20 protein-coding genes are annotated in these 22397 nt (G+C 49.9%); 13 read left to right on the forward strand and 7 right to left on the reverse strand.

Annotated features, from left to right (window positions below; translation table 11 throughout):
• Positions 1 to 117: 117 nt before the first annotated feature.
• The 7 genes from GI364_RS05895 to GI364_RS05925 all read left to right on the forward strand — a co-directional run bounded on the left by GI364_RS05895 (position 118) and on the right by GI364_RS05925 (position 8375).
• Entirely contained in the window at positions 118 to 1308 is a 1191-nt protein-coding gene (locus GI364_RS05895; RefSeq protein ID WP_198852752.1) for a CaiB/BaiF CoA transferase family protein, read from the forward strand.
• Between the two features lie 80 nt (positions 1309 to 1388).
• A complete protein-coding gene (locus tag GI364_RS05900; protein WP_198852753.1) occupies positions 1389 to 2273 on the forward strand; it encodes a hydroxymethylglutaryl-CoA lyase in 885 nt (294 codons plus the stop codon).
• Positions 2274 to 2342: 69 nt separating this feature from the next.
• Complete coding sequence (locus GI364_RS05905) at positions 2343 to 2960, forward strand: isochorismatase family protein (RefSeq protein WP_198852754.1); 618 nt, start codon at positions 2343 to 2345, stop codon at positions 2958 to 2960.
• A gap of 47 nt (positions 2961 to 3007) precedes the next feature.
• Positions 3008 to 5056, forward strand: a complete 2049-nt coding sequence (locus GI364_RS05910; RefSeq protein WP_198852755.1) for a hydantoinase/oxoprolinase family protein — start codon at positions 3008 to 3010, stop codon at positions 5054 to 5056.
• 27 nt (positions 5057 to 5083) lie between these two features.
• Positions 5084 to 6847 (forward strand): hydantoinase B/oxoprolinase family protein, encoded by a 1764-nt coding sequence (locus GI364_RS05915; RefSeq protein WP_198852756.1) that lies wholly within the window; start codon positions 5084 to 5086, stop codon positions 6845 to 6847.
• 199 nt (positions 6848 to 7046) lie between these two features.
• Positions 7047 to 7796 (forward strand): hypothetical protein, encoded by a 750-nt coding sequence (locus GI364_RS05920; protein ID WP_198852757.1) that lies wholly within the window; start codon positions 7047 to 7049, stop codon positions 7794 to 7796.
• A gap of 246 nt (positions 7797 to 8042) precedes the next feature.
• Positions 8043 to 8375 carry a hypothetical protein gene (locus GI364_RS05925; protein WP_198852758.1) on the forward strand — a complete coding sequence of 111 codons (333 nt, stop codon included), beginning with the start codon at positions 8043 to 8045 and terminating at the stop codon, positions 8373 to 8375.
• 132 nt (positions 8376 to 8507) lie between these two features.
• Here the strand turns inward: GI364_RS05925 and recQ are convergent, their stop codons facing one another.
• Both recQ and GI364_RS05935 read right to left on the reverse strand, forming a co-directional pair.
• Positions 8508 to 10331, reverse strand: a complete 1824-nt coding sequence (recQ, locus tag GI364_RS05930) for a DNA helicase RecQ (protein ID WP_233096031.1) — start codon at positions 10329 to 10331, stop codon at positions 8508 to 8510.
• 152 nt (positions 10332 to 10483) lie between these two features.
• The gene (locus GI364_RS05935) at positions 10484 to 10885 is read right to left on the reverse strand and encodes a MerR family transcriptional regulator (protein WP_198852759.1); all 402 of its coding nucleotides are present in this window, start codon (positions 10883 to 10885) and stop codon (positions 10484 to 10486) included.
• Positions 10886 to 10987: 102 nt separating this feature from the next.
• Here GI364_RS05935 and GI364_RS05940 point away from each other — a divergent pair, with 102 nt between their 5' ends.
• A complete protein-coding gene (locus tag GI364_RS05940; protein ID WP_198852760.1) occupies positions 10988 to 11830 on the forward strand; it encodes an SDR family oxidoreductase in 843 nt (280 codons plus the stop codon).
• Positions 11831 to 12056: 226 nt separating this feature from the next.
• Here GI364_RS05940 and GI364_RS24865 read toward each other — a convergent pair whose 3' ends face one another.
• Positions 12057 to 12305, reverse strand: coding sequence for a MerR family transcriptional regulator (locus GI364_RS24865; protein WP_233096032.1), 249 nt, complete (start codon positions 12303 to 12305; stop codon positions 12057 to 12059).
• 292 nt (positions 12306 to 12597) lie between these two features.
• On the opposite strand from GI364_RS24865, the gene GI364_RS05950 reads away from it, so the two are divergent.
• Positions 12598 to 13602: a hypothetical protein gene (locus tag GI364_RS05950; RefSeq protein ID WP_198852761.1), complete on the forward strand. Its 1005-nt coding sequence runs from the start codon at positions 12598 to 12600 to the stop codon at positions 13600 to 13602.
• 52 nt (positions 13603 to 13654) lie between these two features.
• Here GI364_RS05950 and GI364_RS05955 read toward each other — a convergent pair whose 3' ends face one another.
• The 4 genes from GI364_RS05955 to GI364_RS05970 form a co-directional block, all read right to left on the reverse strand.
• Positions 13655 to 14374 (reverse strand): response regulator transcription factor, encoded by a 720-nt coding sequence (locus GI364_RS05955; protein ID WP_198852762.1) that lies wholly within the window; start codon positions 14372 to 14374, stop codon positions 13655 to 13657.
• Between the two features lie 25 nt (positions 14375 to 14399).
• Positions 14400 to 15590, reverse strand: a complete 1191-nt coding sequence (locus tag GI364_RS05960) for an ATP-binding protein (protein WP_198852763.1) — start codon at positions 15588 to 15590, stop codon at positions 14400 to 14402.
• Positions 15591 to 15665: 75 nt separating this feature from the next.
• Positions 15666 to 16166, reverse strand: coding sequence for a hypothetical protein (locus tag GI364_RS05965; RefSeq protein ID WP_198852764.1), 501 nt, complete (start codon positions 16164 to 16166; stop codon positions 15666 to 15668).
• A gap of 163 nt (positions 16167 to 16329) precedes the next feature.
• A complete protein-coding gene (locus tag GI364_RS05970; protein ID WP_198852765.1) occupies positions 16330 to 17724 on the reverse strand; it encodes an MFS transporter in 1395 nt (464 codons plus the stop codon).
• Positions 17725 to 17858: 134 nt separating this feature from the next.
• Between GI364_RS05970 and GI364_RS05975 the strand changes: the two genes are divergently transcribed.
• From GI364_RS05975 to GI364_RS05990, 4 genes are all read left to right on the forward strand, one after another.
• Positions 17859 to 18542: an ArsR/SmtB family transcription factor gene (locus GI364_RS05975; RefSeq protein WP_198852766.1), complete on the forward strand. Its 684-nt coding sequence runs from the start codon at positions 17859 to 17861 to the stop codon at positions 18540 to 18542.
• Positions 18543 to 18729: 187 nt separating this feature from the next.
• Positions 18730 to 19848: a DNA polymerase III subunit beta gene (dnaN, locus tag GI364_RS05980; protein ID WP_198852767.1), complete on the forward strand. Its 1119-nt coding sequence runs from the start codon at positions 18730 to 18732 to the stop codon at positions 19846 to 19848.
• Positions 19849 to 20004: 156 nt separating this feature from the next.
• A complete protein-coding gene (locus tag GI364_RS05985; RefSeq protein WP_198852768.1) occupies positions 20005 to 21417 on the forward strand; it encodes a MocR-like pyridoxine biosynthesis transcription factor PdxR in 1413 nt (470 codons plus the stop codon).
• 94 nt (positions 21418 to 21511) lie between these two features.
• A complete protein-coding gene (locus tag GI364_RS05990; protein ID WP_198852769.1) occupies positions 21512 to 22117 on the forward strand; it encodes a thioredoxin family protein in 606 nt (201 codons plus the stop codon).
• The last annotated feature ends 280 nt before the right edge of the window (positions 22118 to 22397 follow it).

Here is a 22397-nt window from a genome sequence, read left to right on the forward strand (position 1 = left end):
TTAGGGATATGAGATGTTTGTGTTAATCTATCTCTTGAAAAATAATATCTGAATGTTATGATTGTATACAATTGATGCTTAGGGCGAGTCAACTTTGTGATATATGGAGGAGAATAAATGGGAGCATTGACTGGAATTCGGGTGTTGGAAGTAGGCACGCTTTTGGCAGGTCCGTTTACTGGGAGACTGTTGGGAGACTTTGGGGCGGAGGTCATCAAGATTGAGCCTCCGGACAGATCGGACCCAATGCGTCACTGGGGACAACAGATAGACGGAGAGGGTCTATTATGGCCTGTTCAATCCCGAAACAAAAAGTGCATTACGCTTAACTTACGCAAACCTGAGGGGCAGCGGGTGTTTAAGGAATTGGCGGCAGAGGCGGATGTGGTCCTTGAGAACTTTCGCCCAGGAACCATGGAGAAGTGGGGACTTGGTTATGAAGAACTAAAAACTGTGAATCCAGGCATCATCATGCTTCGCACCAGCGGTTTCGGGCAGACGGGGCCCTACAGCAGTCAAGCTGGTTTTGGCAGCGTCGGTGAGGCAATGGGTGGACTCCGCTACGTCACAGGATACGGAGACCGTCCGCCAACGCGTGTTGGAATCAGTATTGGTGATTCCCTGGCAGCGTTGTTTGCGACCATTGGATGTCTATTGGCCCTCCAGGAACGGAACAAATCGGGCCAGGGTCAAGTGGTTGACACGGCTATCTATGAAGCTGTCTTTTCCTTGATGGAGGGGCTGGTGCCGGAATACGCACTCAAGGGCTATGTGCGTGAACGCAGCGGAAACATTCTTCCCGGTGTAGCGCCGGCCAACATCTACGAAACAAAGGAAAGTGACTATGTTGTCATCGGCGCCAATGCAGATACAGTTTTTAAGCGATTGGCACAGGCCATGGGAGCGCCTGAAATGGCAGAAGATGAACGCTATGCTACGCATAATGCCCGGGGACAGAACCAGGACGAACTGGACAATCTCATTAACGAGTGGACACAAAGCGTTAGCACAGACGATTTATTGCAGATATTAAGTGAGTTTGGTGTGCCGGCGGGAAAGATTTACAGTGCAAAGGATATCGTGAACGATCCGCACTATTTGGCACGGGATATGATTCTATCCATGATGCATCCGCATCTCGGAGAATTCAAACTGCCGGGCATCGTGCCAAAACTGAGCCGTACACCTGGGGAAGTGAACTGGCTAGGTCCGGCGGAAATGGGTGAGCACAATTCGGAAGTCTATCAAGGCCAGCTGGGTTACACGGACGGCCAAATTAACCAACTGAAGCGGCTGGAAATCATCTAGTCGGGAACTTGTCTTGAGGCCTGCTGCCGATGCCATTTCAGCAGAGGGTAACAGGGAGTTGAGGGGAGCGCTGAAAAGAAGTGGTGGAAATATGTGAAGTCGGACCTCGCGACGGTCTCCAGAACGAAGCCGTCACTTTGTCCGTATCAGACAGAGTACAACTCATCAATCGGCTGGTAGAGGCGGGAATCACAAAAGTGGAAGCAGTCTCTTTTGTCAATCCCAAGGTGGTTGTGCAAATGGCTGAGCCAGAAGAGGTCATGAGACAGCTCAATCAGGCAGTGGGTGTACGGTTTGCGGGCCTGGTTCTGAGTGCCAAGGGGATGGAACGGGCGATGGAATCGGACGTGGACGACATTCATCTTGTACTGGCTGCATCCACGGCATTCAACCTGAAAAATGCACGCAGAACGACGGATGAATCACTGGGGGAACTGGTTCCTCTGGTGGAAAGGGCTAAGACAGGTCATCGCGGTGTCACGGCTGTCATTGGAACCGCTTTTGGCTGTCCGTTCGAAGGAAAGGTGTCAGAAGAGGTTGTTTTTTACGCTGCAAAGCGATTTCTGGATGCTGGTGCGGATGCGATTACGCTGGCAGACACAACCGGTATGGCGAACCCCGGTCAGGTGAGAAATATGGTCGAGGCTTTTGTAGAGCAATTTCCTGATGTGCCGCTTGGTCTTCACTTTCACAATACAAGGGGCCTAGGGGCGGCCAACGTCTACGCGGGTTACCTGGCGGGGGTAAGACGGTTTGATGCGTCTATCGGAGGTTTGGGTGGCTGCCCTTTTGCTCCGCTGTCCGTGGGCAATGTCTGTACCGAAGATGTTGTTCACATGTTTGAGCAAATGGGGGTTGACACAGGACTGAATTTGGATGGGTTGTTGGCTGCGGCAAGGTTTGCACAGGAAAAGGTTCAGCATCCCGTTGACAGTTATGTACTACGTGCAGGGCCTGTGCCGTGACGAGTCCGTGAAAGTAGCAGCAGATGCTGCGCAGACTGAAATTTTGAACACGGAGAGGAGGAATGGGTGTTGGCGCAGCAGTTCAAACGGTTTGACGGTTTTGGCGGCAGCTCTGGTGTGGGACGTCATCCTGCTATTTTGGTGGTGGATTACATTCAAGGATTTACGGATGCAAGTTGTCAACTCGGCAGCAATTTTGACAAGGAGGTTACCGCTTGTCGTCAACTGCTGGATCCGGCGAGAGTGAAGTCTGTTCCTGTGATTTTCACAACGGTCTTCTATGAAGACGTTCGCGAGGGAGGTCATTTTCTCGAAAAAGTCCCTGCGTTAAAGCAGCTTGTGCCTGGGAGTCCCTTCATCGAGGTGGATCATCGTTTGGGACGCAACTCTGGCTCCGAACCTCTTATCGTAAAGAAGTTTGCCAGCGCCTTTTTTGGTACGCACTTACAGTCTCTACTGACAACCATGCAAATCGATACACTCATTGTGACAGGATGTACAACTTCTGGGTGTGTTCGGGCAAGCGTTGTTGATGCTTTGCAATTTGGATATAGGGTGGTGGTGCCGCGCGAGTGTGTCGGAGACAGAAGTGCTGCCGCTCACGAAGCCAACTTATATGACATTCAGACAAAATACGGAGATGTAGTTGGGTTGGAGTCGGTGCAAGAGTTCTTTCAATCGCTATAGACTGTTCGGACAATTACTTAAAACAATGCCGTCGGGAGGCTGAGTTCATGTATCGGATCGCAGTTGACGTAGGGGGAACTTTTACAGATGTTGTCCTGCAAGATGAAACAAGCGGGGAGATATACGCCACAAAAGTGCCGTCAACTCCTAAAGACCAATCCATCGGTTTGATGGACGGAATTATCAAGATTTGTGAAGAAAGGGGTGTTTCATTTGACGATGTTCGGGCCATTATGCACGGGATGACTGTGGCTACAAATGCTGTACTCGAAGGAAAAGGAGCAAAGGTTGGGCTCATTACGACAGAGGGGTTCGAGCAGATTCTTCACGTAGCCAGGTCTTGGACACCGGCTCCTGTAAGTGCGTGGATTGGGTTTTTGAAGCCCGATCCATTGGCAGATTTGCGGTTTACACGGGGAGCCAAGGAACGCATGACTGCCCGGGGAGAGCTTCACTTGCCTTTAGATGAAACAGACATTCGTGAGAAAATAGAAGACCTGTACGGTCAGGGTGTAGACAGCCTTACAGTAAGCCTTCTCAACTCCTATGCGAATCCGGAAAACGAGCAACGGATTCGCGAGGTTGCCTTAAGTGTAAATCCAGATATACCAGTCTCCATTTCCTACGATATTCTTCCGGAATTTCGCGAGTATGAACGTACGCTGACAACTGTGATGAACGCGTACGTCCGTCCCGTCATGCAGCGTTACTTGAATAATGTTCAGAACAAGTTACATCACGAGGGCATCAAAAGCCGTATCAGTATTGTGCGGTCAGACGGAGGACTGATGAGTATCCCGTCTGCTGCAGCACGCCCGGTTCATACTATGTTGTCAGGGCCCTCGGGTGGCGTGACAGCAGCTGCTGCAATCAGTGCCCAAACTGGACAGAAGAATGTAATTTCGTTTGACATGGGTGGCACATCAACCGATGTAGCCCTTACTTATAACGGCACACCCCGGGTATCACGCGAGACAAAAGTTGGTGTGTTTCCGGTAAAATCTCCGTCCCTGGAGGTTGTGAGCATTGGTGCCGGCGGCGGTTCCGTTGCCCACGTGCCCTTGACGGGTGCGCTCCGAGTCGGGCCGCAAAGTGCAGGCGCTGAGCCGGGACCTGCATGCTACGGCAAAGGCGGAGACAATCCCGCTGTCACGGATGCGAATGTTGTGCTTGGCTATCTGCCCCCCAATCTCGTCGGTGGTGAGATGAAACTCGATGTCGAGGCTGCCAAAGCAGCGATGGCCAAAATTGCAGAGCCTTTGGGTGTCGATGTCTATCATGCAGCAAAAGGCGTATATGATATCGTAAATGAGAATATGTATGGTGCTACACGTGTTGTCTCCGTAGAAAAAGGATACGATCCGCGCGAGTTCGCCCTGCTGGCCTTGGGCGGAGCAGGGCCGCTTCATGCAAATGCGCTGGGGAGTCTATCGGGATCGTTCCCCATTATTATTCCACCCACCCCAGGCGTTCTGTCAGCACTGGGATTCCTAGAGTCCGATATTCGAAATGAATTCTCACGAACCTATATCAGAACCCTCAGTTCCACAGACAAGGATACATTAATCGAAGAATTATCTGAATTGGGCAAAGAGGCGAAAAACTGGCTGGAGGACGAGTCTGTACAAGGCGATCTTCAGCAGATTACTCATGAAGTGGATGTGCGTTACTTCCGCCAGGGATTTGAAATTCCTATCAAAGTTGACACTGAGTTGCTGGCTGACAGAGGACTGAACCTATTGAAGGACATGTTCGACGACATTCACGAGCAAACCTATGGGTTCAAGATGGACATCGAAGTGGAAATCGTCAATGTCCGCGCGGTGGCAATTGGGAAAGTGTTGTCGCCGAGTCTTCCGACGGACGAGTTGGGAGAGTCAGACTCATCGCACGCTGTCATTGACGCAGAGCACCAAGCGTTCTTTGACGGTGCGTTTCAAAAGACCCCCTTGTACAGCCGCGATTTGCTCAAGCCGGGGAATCAAATCACAGGTCCGGCAATTGTGACGCAGAAGGACAGTACGACCCTAGTCTTGCCTGGATTTATCGCTGCAGTGGATGCGTATGCCAATATCATCATTTCTAAAGCCAACTAAAACTTTCTAAAGTGGAGGGGATTGCCAATGACGACAATGGATTCAATTACAGTGGACATTGTGGAAAATGCCTTGAAAAATATTAAGGAAGAAATGGATGTCACGCTCTTCCGGTCGGCCATGTCGCCGGTCATTCGCGAGCAACATGACTGCTTTCCGATGATTACGGACGCTTCAGGAAAAATGGTTGTAGGGAACTTCGGCTCCCACGTCCCTGAAGTTGTAGCACATTTTCCGGAGGGTGTGCAGGAAGGGGATGTGATTTTCCTCAGCGATCCGTATAGCTGCGGCGGGTCTATCTCCCATATCAACGACTGGATGATTATCATTCCGATTTTCTACAAGAGCGAGCTGGTGGGATACTCTTCCATGTTCGGACACGTGATGGACGTTGGCGGTCCTGTACCAGCCAGTCTTCCGGTCACCGCCATTTCCATCTTTGGCGAAGGTGTTCGGTTTCCTCCTGTCAAGCTGTACGAGCAGGGGCAACTCAACCAATCTATCATCAAGATTGTCAAGGCCAATACGCGTACACCGGTTGAAAACTACAGTGATTTAATGGCGATTGTTGCAGCCTGCCGGACGGCAGAAAAGCGTGTAAAGGAACTGTGCGAGAGGTTTGGACCTGAAATCTATCAGCAGGCTCTCGGTGAACTGCTGGATCGGACGGATAAGATGATGAGAGAACTCATTAAAGGGTTCTTACCGACCACGCCAGTTTCCTTTGAAGACTACGTGGATGACGACGGGCTTGGCAATGGGCCATTCAAAATGAAACTGACCATTTGGCGCGATGGGGAACAAGCGTACTTTGACTGGACAGGAACGGACCCTCAGGCACAAGGTCCCATTAGTTATTATTTGAGTGATTCGATGTTCAAAATGTTTATTGGGTCGTTCCTCATTTCTGTGTTTGATCCCGCTATTATGTTCAATGACGGCTTCTATAATTTGCTTCACATTACAACACCGGAAGGCAGCCTGCTGCGCCCGAACTTCCCGGCAGCCCTGGGTTGCCGGACCCACGTGTTGAGCAGACTTTTCGATGTGCTCAGTGGCGCCCTGTCGTTGAATACACCTGAAAACAGCCCGGCGGCTGGTTACGGCACGAGCCCGTACTTTATCTACTCTGGTAAAGATGAAGACGGACGGGATTACCACCTGATGGAGGTCATGTACGGAGGACTGCCAGGCCGCCCCATAGGAGACGGATTAGACGGTCACTCCTGGTGGCCGGCTTTCGTGAATATCCCAACAGAATACCTGGAGACCTACTACCCGTTGCTTGTGGAATACTACCGAACGGGAACAGACTCCGGCGGAGCCGGCAAACACAGAGGCGGCAACTGCAACGAAAAGCAGTACACCTGTCTGGCAGACGGAGTGGTTTCGATTCATGATGACAGAGCCAAGATGCAGCCTTGGGGCATTAATGGAGGCGAGCCAGGAACGTCGTCTTATAAGATCCTTTTGAAGAAGGATGGCAGTGAAGTCCCCATTGAGTCCAAAGTAGACAACGTCCAAGTGGCGAAAGGAGACAGAGTTCTGTTTGTCACCGCCGGAAGCGGGGGCTGGGGTGACCCGCTGGAACGCGAACCGGAAAAAGTTCGCACTGATGTACTGCGCGGTCTTGTCAGCAGAGATAAGGCTGAGGATGCTTACGGAGTAGTTTTAACAGCAGACGGGGAAGTAGATGCCGCAGCTACCGAAGAAAAACGCCAAGTCATGAGTGTGTCTAGAGGAGAGATTGATCTGTTTAACTTTGGCAACCGCGAAGCTGCTATCCGGTAATAGAGTATCTCAATTCAAGGCCGTCGACGAAATTTTTTCGGCGGTCTTTTTTGGCGTACACTGCGATTCTCATCGAGCAATGACCCGGTATCCAATTAACGTAATTGTGAAAGTGTTCAAAGTTGACACTATAGAGCTGACAAAAGTTTAGGGAGTATCATAATGATTAGAAAATTATGTAAGGTGGGTGACAGTTTAGGTGGTTTATCGTAATAGAGAATACAATTATACTGTCCTCTCCGCTTCCCTTTCCCTTGTCGTATTTGCCCTCGGAGGGTGTGCGACAACGCCTGCAACAAGTCAACAAAAGACGAATCGGGTTACTACGAATACAGCGGTATTACAAAGCCGGAACAGTACTTCTTCAAATCCTGTGTCTGGCCAGCTATCAAATTCTACAGCAGCGTCGCAACAAGTCTCGACGAAAGTGAGTCAAGCAGGTGCCGTCGAACTGGCCGCCAAGCCGATTACACTTGTCTACGGCGGCACGAAATATCAACTCTCTGTACCGGCGGCAGATAGTGGCGGAAAACAAACGAATGTCAGCGCTGTGGTCGTACCCGGCGGTATCGTCTGGATTCCTGGCGGAAGCAGTATCGGTGTTGTGGTTTCTGACCCAAAAAATCCAAGCGAAAAGGTTACCTTGTGGATGAATGCGTGCGCTGGGTGCTATTCGCCATCCGTAGTTTCTGCAGAATTGGTAACTGCCCCCGATTCACCTCTACTGGGTGCTCAAAAAGGGGAGAGCTATACTTGGCTGAACGATCACGCTGTCACTTACACGCTTCCCCCCTCCAAAAAGTCCAAATATCCGACCTACGGGTTGACCAGGACATTCACTGGTGCTAGTGGGGATGAAGAGGTCACTGTGACTGTACCGGCAAGGGATAAGCAAACCGCAACGGACATCTTAAATTCTGTGTTGTCAAGACCGTCACGGCATGCGTAATCCATCATCAACAGCTGCATCTCGAACCGTTCTCCGCCGTGTACTCGCTTCATTTTTACGATTTTTCCCTGTCCGTTTGCGAAGGTGCAAATTCCCTTTTAATTTGAAAACTCTAAAGAGGGGGATTTAATTTATCAAAGTATCCAGTTGCGGTACAGGCTCGAAATACTTACAAAATGAATAGTGCGGCGTCTATCACAGGGATGTATAATAAGCGTTAGATTGATTGACTCGGGAGCGGATGGAATGTCTGACAAAACGCAGATGGACCGTATGGAGGACTTGTTAACCCAACTCATCGGCAATGTCGCCAGCAATCGCTCAGATCTAGTTGGACTCAAGAATGATATGGCAGGGTTCCGTGAGGATATGGACGCAATCCGCAGTGATGTGGCGAGTTTTCGCAGTGATATGGACGCAATCCGCAGTGACATGGCGAGTTTTCGGAGCGAAGTGAATGAGCGCCTGGACAGAATTGAGGGTCAGCAAGCATTGACCGATAAACGACTGTCGGTGCAAAGAGATGACATCGCTAACCTTCGAGAGCGTGTTGGTGTCATAGAGCAAAGCCAGCATTAGGACATGAAGCCTACCTGGCCAAAACAGTGTGTTCTCAAACAGGCTCCCGGTAGGGAGCCTGTTGTTACAGCATCTCGTTTGAAACTGACGGCGTACCCGCCGTGATTTCGGTTCAGGAGGAAACTGCTTACCCTACCTAGGTGCTTCTGACGCATTGAGGTACATTTGAATTCTGTCCAAAAAGTGGCGACCGTAGCGTTCGGCTTTGACCTCTCCGATGCCTTTAATTCGCAGCATCGATGCAAGGTTCGTAGGGCGCACTGAGGCCAATTCACGCAGGGTCGTGTCCGGGAAGATAACATAGGGTGGAACGTTATTCCGCAACGCGAGCTCACGACGCAATTCCCGAAGGTTTTCAAATAGTCTGGTGTCCCCTGCGGAGTCTGACGTACGTTTCGTCGATTTCACCTGTAATACTTTCATCAACACGCTTGCTTCTTGCTTTAGCACCGGAGCTGCTTTGGGTGTGAGTTGGAGGACAGGGTACTGTCCTTCACTCATCCGCAGATACCTTTCCGTAATCAGATGTCGGACATAGCCAGTCACTACTTTGTCTGACACTCCGCGCATCAGTCCATAAGTAGACAGCTTGTCCAAACTTGCATCAACGATTTTCTTAGTCTTCGATCCCTTTAGTACCCCGACCACAACCTTTATCCCATAGCGTTCTCGCAACCGTAGAACGCATGAGAGAATCTGCTGGGCCGGGATGGTGATATCCTGAACATCAAAGGTCTGGTTGCAATTGCTGCAGCGCTGACAATCTGCCTCTGGCTCTTGCCCAAAATACCGTAAAACGAAGGACTGCAGGCAGTGCGTGGTTTGGCAATAATCAATCATCGCGTAGAGTTTCTTCAACTCGATGCGTTTGCGTTCCTCGCTTTCAACACTCTGCTCAATTAAAAACTTCTGGACGCGGATATCTTCCGGACTGTAGAGGAGGATGCACTCGCTCGGACCGCCATCTCGTCCTGCACGGCCGGCTTCTTGGTAATAGGCTTCTATGTTTTTCGGCATATTATGATGGATCACGAATCGAACGTTGGACTTATCAATCCCCATTCCAAATGCGTTTGTGGCGACGATGACCCGAATATCATCGTACAGAAACCTATCTTGGACGCTGGCACGTTCACCATCGTTCATCCCGGCGTGGTAGCGCCCCGCAGAACACCCGTTGTCCAGAAGATACTGGTACAGGCTGTCCACTTCTTTGCGCGTAGCCGCATAGATAATACCCGCATCACCCTGATGCTGATTCAAGTACTGCATGATATAGTCCCGTCTGTCCCACCCCGACAGTACCGAAAATGACAAGTTGTCGCGGCTGAAGCCGGCGACGTAAACCTCAGGTTGGGCTAAATGCAACGAGATGGCGATATCTCGTGTCACCTCTGGTGTCGCCGTCGCTGTGAGTGCCACCACAACGGGACGCTCATCGAGCTGCTCCAAAAAAGGGGCAATTGATTGATAACTTGGCCGAAAGTCATGACCCCACTGCGATAAGCAATGCGCTTCATCTACAGCTACCAAGGATGGCCGAAGTTTATTTAACCAGCGTGTAAAGGACTCTGATTCCAGCCGCTCTGGCGACACGTAGAGGAGCTTATAGGCTCCTTGGTCTGTTTCGCGGATACGTTGTCGCAACTCCGTCGTGGTTAATGTACTGTTGATGAACGCAGCTGGAATTCCAATGGACGTTAAGCTGTCCACTTGATCCTTCATCAGGGATACGAGCGGTGAAATGACAATTGTAATTCTCTCAATGACCATCGCCGGAATCTGGTAGCAGATTGACTTTCCGCCTCCGGTGGGCATTATGCCAATGGTGTCTTGTCCTTCAAGTACGGTCCTCACAATGTGTTCCTGGCCCTCGCGAAACCCATCATAGCCGAAGTACTGCTTCAGTGCCTGCTTGGCAATGTGGATCCGACTTAAGTGGCTTGGTTGATCCAAACTATTCGACCCCTAACATCTTATGTACATCTCGCTAAAACCATCATACCATCACAATAGACAAGAAAGGGTTGAACTCCCCGATGAGAAGCGACTGAATACACATGGTGCGCATGCAAAATATGATGTTCCCAGCTGAGGGCGGATTGATTCTAGTGCTTGACATCCTTCAACATCGCTTGGGCTCGCTGCGGATCGCTCGTCAACGCCATTCTGTACTCCAACATCCATTGAAGGGTTTTAAGAACATGGTCCAATTCGTCCTTTTTGCTTTCCACTTCATTCATCTTTTGACGAATCCATTCAATGACTTCAACGTTAGTCAGGGTATTCGTGTCACGGTCCTGCAGGATTGCTTTCAACTCGGACAGCGAACACCCCAATCCCTGGAATTTCTTGACCAGATTCAGACGCTCTAGAGCCTCATCAGAATAACTGCGGTAGTTGTTCTTCTCTCTGCGCACATGTCGCTGGTCCAACAGTCCCTCCTTCTCATAAAAGCGAATGGTGTGGGCAGTCAACCCTGATTTATCAGCTAACTCCTGTATCCTCATGCAAAAATCTCCTCAAAATGGCTTGCCTTAGAGTTCACTCTATAGTTTAGACTGCAATTGTCAACTTGTATTTCATTCCCTTGGTTTAAGGAGGATATTTTGATGCGTGTTTTTGTAACAGGAGCAACAGGCTATATTGGTTCTGCCGTTGTAAGAGAACTCATCAGGAATGGTCATCAAGTCCTAGGACTCACCCGACGGGCCGATAGTGCAGGTATGCTGAAGGAAGCTGGTGCCGAAGCACATTACGGTACCCTTGACAATCTCGACAGCCTTCAAAGCGGAGCTGCTGCTTGTGACGGAGTCATTCACCTTGCGTTCAAACACGATTTCTCCGATTTCTCCGGATCGCTTGCCAACGATTTACGCGCGGTGCAGGCAATCGGCGAAGTGCTTGAAGGCTCACAAAAACCCTTCATCACGACCGCTCATGCAAATGGAGAGGCATCCGACAATGCGGTCATCGCGCTGGCTCAGCGCGGGGTACGAGCAGCGGTTGTGTCACTCGCCCCAACAGTACATGGCGATGGGGATAAGGGATTCGTGCCGAGGCTCATCGACATTGCCCGCGACAAGGGAGTTTCCGCGTATATTGGCGACGGCTCCAATCGTTGGCCAGCTGTCCATCGCCTTGATGCAGCGACTCTCTACCGGCTTGCGTTGGAAAAAGCGCCGGCGGGATCACAACTATACGGTCGCGCCGAAGAAGGAATTGCCTTACGTGACATTGCCGCAGTCATTGGCAAGCACCTTGGCGTACCAACTGCTAGCGTGTCGCGAGAAGAGGCAGATTCTCACTTCGGCTTTCTCGGCACCATTGCTGCGCTCGATGTGCCAAGTGTACTACCTGGACGCGCCGCTGAAACGAAACAATTGCTGGGCTGGGAGCCCGTCGGCCCCAGCCTCATTGAAGACATGGAACAAGGGCATTACTTTCATAGCTGACTTCAGAAGTATGGTAACGGTTTGTCTGTAATCAAAGTGTGGGGCTACGAGTACGATGGCGTCAGGACTGCATCACCTGTTTGGTTAGTCTGACGCAACCTCAACACAGTATTCGCTGGCCCCGCATGAAGGGCATGTTAGTTTGCGTGTTTTTGATGAATGACGGGAGAATACGAACCGCCCCAGTGACGGCTTGAATTTCGCATCGCATTTCGGACAAATGTACTCAGCATTTCTGTAATACTTTGCCCGGTGTATCGCTGTCCAGTATGCCTTTAATTGATTTTAGCGTTAATCCCAGGGCTTTTAACATCAAAATTAAGCGCAGTCTCTCAACGTCTGTATCAGAATACAGACGTCTTCCACCCTCCGTAAGTTCTGACGGTTTCAATAAGTCTTTCGTATCATAAAACTGCATTGTTCGCACTGAGACTTCACACAGTTTTGCCAACTCTCCGGTTGTGTACTGCGGCATAGAGCTCACCTCCTTGCCCCGATTCTAGGGGGTTACGCAACGTCACCAGCAATGGGTGACGTTAGAGGATTTTTACAAAGTCAACAATACACTCTATTCACAGGAAATGTTAGATACAGTTTCCGTTGGTGTATATGATTCAATGCAAGTGTTACCAGTGCAAAAGTAGGTCTCCATACATAACTGTCACAAAGTCTTCACAAGGCTTGCATCGAACCTTTATCCAGGTATACAAAGCCGGAGTTACAATGTGTATGCATAGGGGCAGGACTCAGTTCAGGGGGGGATTGTATTGGAGGTCTTTTGGATAACTCTTAGTTTTGGATTTCTTTTGGCCTATGGTTTTGGCTATTTATATGTTAGTAGTAAATTATCCACAGTTGCCGAAACAGAGTCAGAAAGGAGCAGAAATGGGCTCACTCCAAATCGCCGAGTATTGAGAGTCTCACGCATAGGTATGCAGAGAATACTGGGTACCGTCTGGTTTCTTGATGGCTTGTTTCAATTGAAACCACAGATGTTTACACCGTCTTTTCTTAAACAGGTCGTCTTGCCCACTAGTGCCGGGCAACCTCATTGGCTTGCCTCCATTGTAAAGTGGGGCGCGGGCATTGAGATGTCACATATAGTAGTCTGGAACACTCTCTTCGCACTTATCCAACTCCTTATCGGACTGGCGCTTATATTTAATTTCAGAGTAAAGTTCTTCATTATTGCATCATTAATATGGAGTGTATTTGTTTGGATTTTTGGGGAAGGAGCCGGTCAGATTTTAACAGGGCAGTCCTCTTTGATAAATGGAGCCCCTGGCGCGGCTCTGATTTACGGCTTATTGGGGATTGCCGTCTTTCCAAAACAGGAAGCCGATGCCGGTGAATGGCGCGGATTCGGTATTCGATTCGCACAAGTATCACTGGCCATCGTGTTGTTTACGGGCTTTGCCTTGCAATTTCAACACTTGTATTTAACGCCAACGGGTCTGTCGCAGGCAGTCTCCGTGACATGGTTAGCGAAGGCAATCGGAACTGGTGGGATTCCGCTTTCTATTCTATTGGCACTTATCGAATTAGCATTGGGTACTATGCTACTTGTCAAGTTCAAACTCCGCTTTACTGTTTGGGTGTCAATAGCTCTGTTTTTTGTCTATTGGTGGATGGGGCAGTCATTTGGTCAATTTACGCAACCGTTGGCGACGGATTTTAACACGGGGCTGTTGATGATTTTGTTAGCGATATCTTCGAATCCCGAATTGGCAAGTTGGTATACTGAAAAGACCGTTCAATACAGTGCAATCTAGAAATTTTGCGTAATCAAGACCACTGAGGAGTTTCTCAAAATCTTTAAACCAGCTATTTTACTAGACCTTGTCGCAGAGCAAGGACGACGGCCTGCGTTCGGTCTTCTACACCAAGTTTGTCGAGAATGTGGTGAATGTGGGTTTTGACTGTTCCTTCAGATACATGCAGGTTCCTTGCAATTTCACTGTTGCGTCTGCCATAGGCCATCTCTTGAAGGACATCTAACTCCCGTTCGGTTATGCGCTCACTTGGACCTGTTTTAGTTGTCGCAGCCTCAAGGGATCGATTTCCAGTTTCTGTATCCGGCTGTACAGCATCCCCGTACACAGGCTCGGTGTGCGGGGAGGTCTTCACGGCAGTGGTCATCGCTCGACTTGCATGTTCCGTACGAAAGAAGGCCTCACCGCGGTTTGCTGCCCGAACCCCTTCAATCAGGTCATCAGGTTCGGCATCTTTCAGCAAAAAGCCGACGGCGCCCGCTCTGATGGCGTCCACAACGTGAGTCAACTCGTTAAAAGTGGTTAGCACTACAACCTTGAGTGACTCGTTCTGCGCCAGAACTTCGCGTGTCGCGGAGATGCCGTCCATGTCCGGCATACGAATATCCATCAACACAACGTCTGGATTCGTTTGAACAATACCATCCACTGCCAGGCGGCCGTTCTCGGCTTCGGCCACCACTTCCATATCTTCTTGCACATCCAGAATGTATTTAATGCCTTCACGGACTAGGGCTTGATCGTCTGCTATAAACACTCGAATCTTTCGCATCTTTCCGCCCTCCTCATCCCTTCGTTCACTTCTCCGTATCAGCAGTGGGAGCATGAAGTGGCAGTACCACCTCAACAGTGACACCGCCGTCAGAACCCACCTGCCAACCACAATGTCCGCCAATTTCTTCACATCGTGCTCGCATGTTTCGAAGTCCGAAGCCAGGTTGCAGCGCCTCCTCTGAGGCCATCGTTCCGTTATCTGAAACTGTCATTGCGACCCCCTGCATATGCTCAGAAACACCAACCTGAATGTGGCTCGCGTTGGAATGGCGTATTGCATTCGACAGTGTTTCCTGAAGAACGCGGTAGAGTACGATTTGAACGTTTGTGGGCCAGTTCTCGTTGTCACTGACATTTGTCTGCAGGTCCACAGTGCAGTGGGACGTGGATTTTACTTCCTGGACAATTGCCCTGAGAGCGGTCAAACCACGGGTGTCATCGGAGTCTTCCCAACCTCGCACAGACTGCCGTACTTCGTGCAAACCTGTCCGAGCTACATATAGCAGCTTGGGAATGCGATTGCGAACTTCATCCAGGGAATCCGGAATCATGTAGGTCAGCGCCTGCAACTGCACAATCAGTGAAGTGATCTGGTGCCCTAGGCCGTCGTGAATGTCTCGGGCAATGCGGAACCGTTCAGCCTGCGCTGCATAGTGCATCGATTGGGCAGATTCTGCTTCTAATTTAGCTTGGGTGGATTTTAATTCTGCCAAAGTGGCCTCGAGTTCTTTGATGTAACGCTGCCGCATGGCTTCCATTTCCCGCCGTCCGCGAATACTTCTGACACCTGCATAAATACCGAGTTGTGCAACGCCGCTCCACAAACCCTCTGGATATGAGCTCCCTGTGACGCTCATGAGGGTAACTGCCGCCGATAGACCAAGGCTCAGTGCTAGGATGCGGTTCGGCGCACCAGCCAAAATCACCACAGCGGCAATGAGGCCGTCTGGAGGGATATGGTGAGGCGATGCGGTGGTCCACAGCCAGGCACCAGCGACCAGTGCTCCGGTTCCGACACCGACGTAGTAGGCGGTTGTCCGAAAGCGTTTCGGGATCCAAATTGCGATGAGCGTTACACCAAACAGGACAGCGTAGATGACGACGCTTGACCGAGGACCGCTTGTAGCAAGCGATTGATACAGAGCAGCCATGGCAATTGTAAAAATGAGTCTGCCGCGGATTACCCGGATGTAAGCCTGGCTTAAACTAAACAATGTCGCCGTCCTCCACTTGTACCATCAGCTGTTGATTTCCCTATTGTAGCCCTTGTCTATAGCTGGCACAATTCATTAGACATCGCAGCGACGTCCCTTCCTCCTAGCGAGTTGACTGCGAATCTCTGGATGCTTCAGGTACAGTACAATACCCCGAACTCCCCACACACACGCCAACTCCGCCCAAATAATCCAAGCCATGGATGAGAGCGAGTTGCCAGACTGATGGAAGACAATATCTGTAGCAATTCGACTGACAAAAAGCACAATCCAAAGTATGAGATAGACCCAACCGCCGCGCATGTACAAGACACCGTCTGTCTCAGTGTATACCGCGGTGACTTGAGCTTGCAGGAAGCCAATGACGATGGATATGGAAAGCGCGATGGCCGCCTCTGTCAATTGATTTGCTGAAATCGTTGAACGGGGCAGGGAGTGAACAGATTCATACAGTCCAATGAGAGGCAGGATGATAAACGGAAATCGATTGACTCGGCGAGGGGTTATCTGACGAAAGATAGCCCAGAGAAAAACAAGTCCGATAATAATGCCAAGAACTAAAGTATGCGTTGACATGGGAAACCTCTCCTTGTTATGAGTTCATGCATTCAGTTTAGTACCAGCCGCTTGGGATTTCGTCTGTCTGTAAGTGGATTTACGTATGAGTAAGTCTATCCAGAGATAGAGGACGAGAGCGGACACGACACATCTGAATGACGAAAATGCGGAGAGAATCTAGTTACCTGGAGTACCGGCTGTAGGTTGTAAGGAACATGATGATGCTGCACAGAATCGTCGCTGCTGCAAAATCCCACGCCAGATGAAACCCGTGAATGAGACCGAGTCCCGTCCCATTTGAATTGGCAAGCAACAATGCGGCGGCTACGGCAGTATACACTGCTATCCCCAAATTTTGCACCATTCGCTGAACCGCTCCAATCGTACCCTGGGCATCCCGTGCGACTGTGCTCATGATTGCCGCGATGTTGGGTGAAAGAAATAAGCCGCCGCCCGCTCCGTACAGTAATAAAAGAAGACTCACCACCAGTGGATTCCAGCTCACTTGCATTTGACCTAGCACTGTATAGGAGATGAACATGATGATAAGGCCCGTCACCATCAAGCGAGTAGTTCCCCACCGGTCCATCAGTCGTCCCGATACTTTTGACAGCAAGACAATGCCAAGAGGAGACGACAGGTTGACCAATCCCACTTGCCACGGCGTGAGGTGAGTGACTCGTTCAAGAAAAAAAGGCGGGATGATAAAGCCCATTGAGCTCGCGCCGCCAAATACAAAGATGGCCAGCATAGGAGCCGAAAACCTTCCTTTCGAAAACAGATGGAGGTCGACAATAGGCTGTTTCACGTACAATTGATTTATCAAAAACAAAATAAACACCATGATGAAGATCCCAAGCGGGATATAAGTCATCGGCTTTGACAGCCCAACCGACGGCCACATGGCGAGGCCCTGCAAGAGAGCAAGCATAGAGAGGGACAGTAGTGTGTTTCCGGACACGTTGAGTTGGATTAGGCTGTGTTCCTCAGTAATCCTCCTGAACAGATAACGACATCCTATCAAGCCTGTCAGTGCTATCGGCAGATTAATCCAAAAAATCCACGGCCATCCGCCGAGAGAGATGAGAACCCCGCCCACACTGGGACCCAAGACCGGTCCAAGTCCCATTAAAACGCCAAGTGTTCCTAGTGCGGAGCCTCTGCGATGCGGTGGGATTGAAGTCGTAATAATAGCCGCAGCGGTGGCTTGAAGCATCGCTGCACCGATGCCTTGAATCGTACGAAAAGCTATCAATTCAGCCGCTGAATGGGATAGTCCGCATAGTGCGGAGAACAGGGCGAACAAAATCAGGCCCAGTGTGTAAATGCGCAGGCGTCCGTACCTGTCACTGAGTCTGCCAAAGATGATAATTGTCCCCGTTAAAGCAATCGTATATAGCGTCACCGTCCAGGCAATGGTTGTCACACTCGTATGAAGCACTCGTGAGAGCGTGGGTAAGGCAACGTTGATGATACCAGTATCCAAGGTGGACAGGAAGAGTCCAATCCCTGCAGTGATAACAAGAACTCTTTCATTGACATTGGGTGCATCATTATGAACTACACCACATTCCATTGAATAACCCCCTGCAAAGCGAAATAGCATCGTTTGCTCTATTCTATCTACGGAACATTTCATGCACCGTCGAAATATGCTCATGCTAGACTAAAGTAGGAAGTTTATAGCATGGGTGAGGGGAGTGAACGTAAGTGGTCTATGAGAATATAACGACTGTCGCAGCGCTCATTGGGGACAAAACTCGCACAGCAATTCTTTTGGCGCTAGCTGACGGGCGAGCATTGCCTGCGGGGGAGTTGGCCAAGATGGCTGGGGTGTCGCCGCAAACAGCAAGTAATCACCTGGCCAAATTGGTCGAAGGGAAGCTCATCACCGTGGAGGCCTGGAGCCGACACCGATACTATCGGCTGGCTGGATCAGACGTTGCCAATATGCTGGAAGCGATTGCATCCTGTGCTCCGCCTTCACCCATCCGCTCACTTCGACAATCAGAACAAGTGAAGGCGTTACGTCACGCCAGGACCTGTTATAACCATATTGCGGGCGAATTAGGCGTCAGATTTACTGAGGCACTCGTTACCAGGACATACCTGAAGGAAGCAAATGACGGGTTCTTGCTTACTCCGGAAGGAGAGACGTGGTTGCGGAACTTCGGTATTGCGAAGAGAATCATTGGGCAAGCCCATGTAGCTGTACCGTGGCACAATGATTGGACCGAACGCGTGCATCATATAGCGGGTCCCGTTGCGCTTGCGGTCACAAAGAAGATGTTTGAAATGGGGTGGATTGACCATGGAAGAATCCGTCGGTCAATTACTGTAACGCCGGTCGGGCGGGAGGCGTTTGCACGGGAGTTTGGTATATACCATTTATAGGAAACGGTCTTCGCGTCCGCTTGCAGCATGCCATCGACGTATTTGGTGTCGTCCATTCGTTATGTCAGAAAAGTAGGAAATGACACCAAACGAGTCGAAGTATGTCCATTCACACCGTAAGAATCGGTTAGAACAACAAGTCTATAACGGTATCTACTGAACTGCTCGGTACGAAAGAGGGAATAACATGGAATTTAAAATGAACAGAATGTTGTTGGCTAGCATGCTGCATGCAGTTTCCAGCGGACTTGCAACACGAACACCACATCAGATCTTGACCGGTGTATTGTTACAGGTGACCGAAACCTCAGTTGAGGCGACGGCCTATAACCTGGAAACCGGTGTTAGACAAATCTTGCCGGTGGAGTTAGATGAAGATATTATGGTCATAACCCCGGGCAGTGTAGTGGCACCTGCCAAGCAGTTGATGGATCTGATTCGTAAACTCACAGGTACCCACGTGACGGTGTCTTGTGAGAATGCAGAATTAATCACACTGAGTTCCAATCAGTTCGAATGTAATTTACATGGATTTGATGCAGAGGCTTTTCCACAGTTGCCGAACTTGTCAGGAGCGGTACAGTTCTCTCTCACAGCACCTGTACTTAAGAGCCTGATTACGAGTACCGCTTTTGCGGCATCCAAGCAAGAGGCACGTCCCGTGTTAACCGGGATCTACATAGAATTAGCTAACGGACTTCTTCGATTCTCCTGTACAGATTCTCTGAGACTGGCGACCCAGGCAGTACCTCTCGAAACAGACGTAGACACACTGTGTGCTATTATTCCAGCTAAATCCATGGTAGAACTCGCTCATTTGCTTCCGGACAATGACCAGACCATTTTCGTTACAGTGGCAAACAGTCACTGTTCCTACACAATTGGGAATTTGCAGTTTTACACGCGCATCATCGAGGGTGCGTTTGTCGAAGTGACCAGACTGATTCCCAGCGTTCACATGACAGAGGTGACGATACGGACCCAGAGCCTCTTACATTCGCTTGATTGCGCCACAGTGATTGCACCACAAAGCCAAGAAATTCAGGTTCTCGTTGAGAAGGGAACGGTCCTAATATCCACTGAGTCTGCCGAATACGGAGATTCAAAAGACGTACTCGATGCAGTGTCTGTCAGCGGGGGGCGGTCGGCATTGCGGCTCAACGCAAAAAATGTGCTTGAGGCCTTGCGTACTTGTAAGTCGGAGGATGTTGTTCTTCGGTTCACCGGAAAAAACAGACCACTCATCGTCGTACCGAACGATGACACAAATCTGGTACACGTCATTTCACCCATTGTCTCAAGATAGAATTGCATCGCATTCGGTGAAAGTTGGAAGGTAACTGGCTGAGGCACTGACATGAGGCACTGACAGACCGGGAAACCGCATCTCACGGGCACATGATACCGGTTGAGCAGTGATTTGACGTTTGACACGACTGGATGCGATAAGAGGTGGCGCAGAATGGAATTTGTTTTCACATTTGATGAAAAAAACGGTATTCCGTATTATCATCAACTCTATCAGTTTGTGCGTCACGAAATTGAGTCGGGCAAGATTGCCGCCGGATCACGTTTGCCATCCGTTCGCAGTCTATGCGATTCGCTAAAAGTCAGCAAGACGACGGTAGAGCAGGCTTACCAACAACTGGTGGCAGAGGGCTACATCGAGAGTAAACACCGGTCCGGGTATTTCTCGTTGACACCTGAACACAGTTTCGGGTCTTCGACAGATTCAAAGTACATTGATGTGCTGTTTCCAACTGCAGAACAAAGACAACCGGATATTGACTTTCATCCTGCAAGAGTCGATGTTCATAGTTTTCCGAGATTGACCTTGAAAAGAATCGCAAACGAAGTCTGGAATGGGATTGACCAAACTCTGCTCGACTACGGTGATGCAAAGGGGGAACTTGGTTTGCGCAAGCAAATTGCGACCTATCTGCAGCATTCACGCGGTGTTCGGTGCAGCCCTCAACAAATTGTGGTGGGGAGCGGTATTCAATTTTCGCTTCAGTTCTTGGTCGATTTGCTCGGGAGAGAAAATATGCAGGTCGCTATGGAAGACCCAGGATATGGCCGTGCTCAGTCAATCTTTAATCGGCTTCATGTGGGCATTAAGCCCATATCCCTCGACCACGACGGAATTAGCGTGAAAGAACTGTATTCCAACACTGCACAACTCGTCTATGTAACGCCTTCGCATCAGTTTCCACTGGGCATGGTCATGTCCTATTCAAAGCGCATTCAGTTGCTGGAATGGGCAGAACAAACTGGAAGCATCATTATTGAAGACGATTACGACGGTGAGTTCCGCTACAGCGAACGTCCCGTTCCCTCTTTACAGGGTATAGACAGCCATCATCGAGTTGTTTACATTGGCACTTTTTCCAAGGCGCTCGCTCCATCCTTTCGAATGAACTACATGGTATTGCCTGTTTCACTTCTAGAGGACGCCTTGCATCGACTTCAAGAAATCGATTCTCCAGTTCCAAAATTGCAGCAATTGATTGTTGAGCGCTTTATGGACCTTGGCCACTTTGAACGACATATTCGAAGGGTGAGACGGTCGTACAGACAAAAGCACTCGATACTGCTGGATGCTGTTCGGTCTGAGTTTGGAGAGTTGGCTGCAATTGAAGGCCATGGTGCAGGATTGCACGTGTTAGTGCGCTTGCAAACGAACTACTCTGAGGTTGAACTGGCAGAGCGTGCAGAGGCCGTCGGTGTTCGCGTGTATTTTCCAGCACACAGTGCAACTTTACACATTGTACCCTGCGAGGCGAGCCCGACGGTGAGTATCATGCTGGGATTTGCAGGTCTTGGTGCAGCGGATATTGTGGAAGGCGTCAGTCGGCTCCGTGCTGCATGGTTATAAACTGACCTCTTATAAATCTCGAAAACTGACCATTTTGTGATATACAGTGTTGATCTATAGTGCAATTATCTTACTGTAGAGAGGACGCTGTACTGTGACAGAACCCATTAATCTAAAACATGAAATTGGACAAGGTATATCTCCACAAGAATTCATGGATGGAATGCAAACGCTGAAGATGGAATTGAGCAATATCCCCGATACCAAAGAACAGCTTCACAGGAACTACGAAGAATTTCGGTTTCGGCACCAAAGCGATGAGGCGTTCTTCTCCAGAGTGTCCCAGAAACCGGGGCTTCACTGTCTGATTTTGACGACGGATTGGTGCCCGGATGTGATATGGAATGTACCGGTGCTATTTCGAGTCATGAATCAGGCGGGGGTACCCACAGAAGTCCTGCCGATGGATGAACATCTTGAGACGATGGACTTGTTTCTCACAGATGGGGGGAGAGCACAACCCATTGCCGTGCTCCTGACCGAAGGCGGAGATGTTGTCGGAACGTGGGGGGCACGTCCGGCATACATTCAAGCGGTCATGGATAAGTTCAAGCTAGAACACCAAGTAAGAACGTCTCCCGAGTACGACGACCAAATTTCGGATGTGTACCGAGAGATTGGCGCCCTGTACCATGATGTAGCAAGGTATCAGGATGCAATGACTGCAGAACTGCGAGCACTGTTTACAAGTATTTTGTGACGGGCGAGTGAGGACCGGCGTCAAGGTCAAACGCTACAGTACAACAACTACTGGGAGGATCCGATGTCTCGGGCAATGCGGAACCGTTCAGCCTTGGCTGCATAGTGCATAGATTGAGCGGATTCTGCTTCCAGCTTGGCTTGTACCGATTTCAATTAAACAGGACAGCATAGATGACGACGCCTGACCGATGACCGTTTGTACCAAGCAATTGATAGAGCCGCTATGGCGATTGTACAAGTTAAATGTGAATCTCTGGGTGCTTCAGATACAGTACAAT

The organism is Alicyclobacillus sp. SO9 (assembly GCF_016406125.1).
Lineage (GTDB): Bacteria > Bacillota > Bacilli > Alicyclobacillales > Alicyclobacillaceae > SO9.

Coding starts and splice junctions, on each gene's coding strand:
- GI364_RS05925 (WP_198852758.1), top strand. CDS start 8,043: ATGTCTGACAAAACGCAGATGGACCGTATGGAGGACTTGTTAACCCAA.
- GI364_RS05895 (WP_198852752.1), top strand. CDS start 118: ATGGGAGCATTGACTGGAATTCGGGTGTTGGAAGTAGGCACGCTTTTG.
- GI364_RS05970 (WP_198852765.1), bottom strand. CDS start 17,724: ATGGAATGTGGTGTAGTTCATAATGATGCACCCAATGTCAATGAAAGA.
- GI364_RS24865 (WP_233096032.1), bottom strand. CDS start 12,305: ATGCCGCAGTACACAACCGGAGAGTTGGCAAAACTGTGTGAAGTCTCA.
- dnaN (WP_198852767.1), top strand. CDS start 18,730: ATGGAATTTAAAATGAACAGAATGTTGTTGGCTAGCATGCTGCATGCA.
- GI364_RS05940 (WP_198852760.1), top strand. CDS start 10,988: ATGCGTGTTTTTGTAACAGGAGCAACAGGCTATATTGGTTCTGCCGTT.
- GI364_RS05955 (WP_198852762.1), bottom strand. CDS start 14,374: ATGCGAAAGATTCGAGTGTTTATAGCAGACGATCAAGCCCTAGTCCGT.
- GI364_RS05915 (WP_198852756.1), top strand. CDS start 5,084: ATGACGACAATGGATTCAATTACAGTGGACATTGTGGAAAATGCCTTG.
- GI364_RS05935 (WP_198852759.1), bottom strand. CDS start 10,885: ATGAGGATACAGGAGTTAGCTGATAAATCAGGGTTGACTGCCCACACC.
- GI364_RS05985 (WP_198852768.1), top strand. CDS start 20,005: ATGGAATTTGTTTTCACATTTGATGAAAAAAACGGTATTCCGTATTAT.
- GI364_RS05965 (WP_198852764.1), bottom strand. CDS start 16,166: ATGTCAACGCATACTTTAGTTCTTGGCATTATTATCGGACTTGTTTTT.
- GI364_RS05910 (WP_198852755.1), top strand. CDS start 3,008: ATGTATCGGATCGCAGTTGACGTAGGGGGAACTTTTACAGATGTTGTC.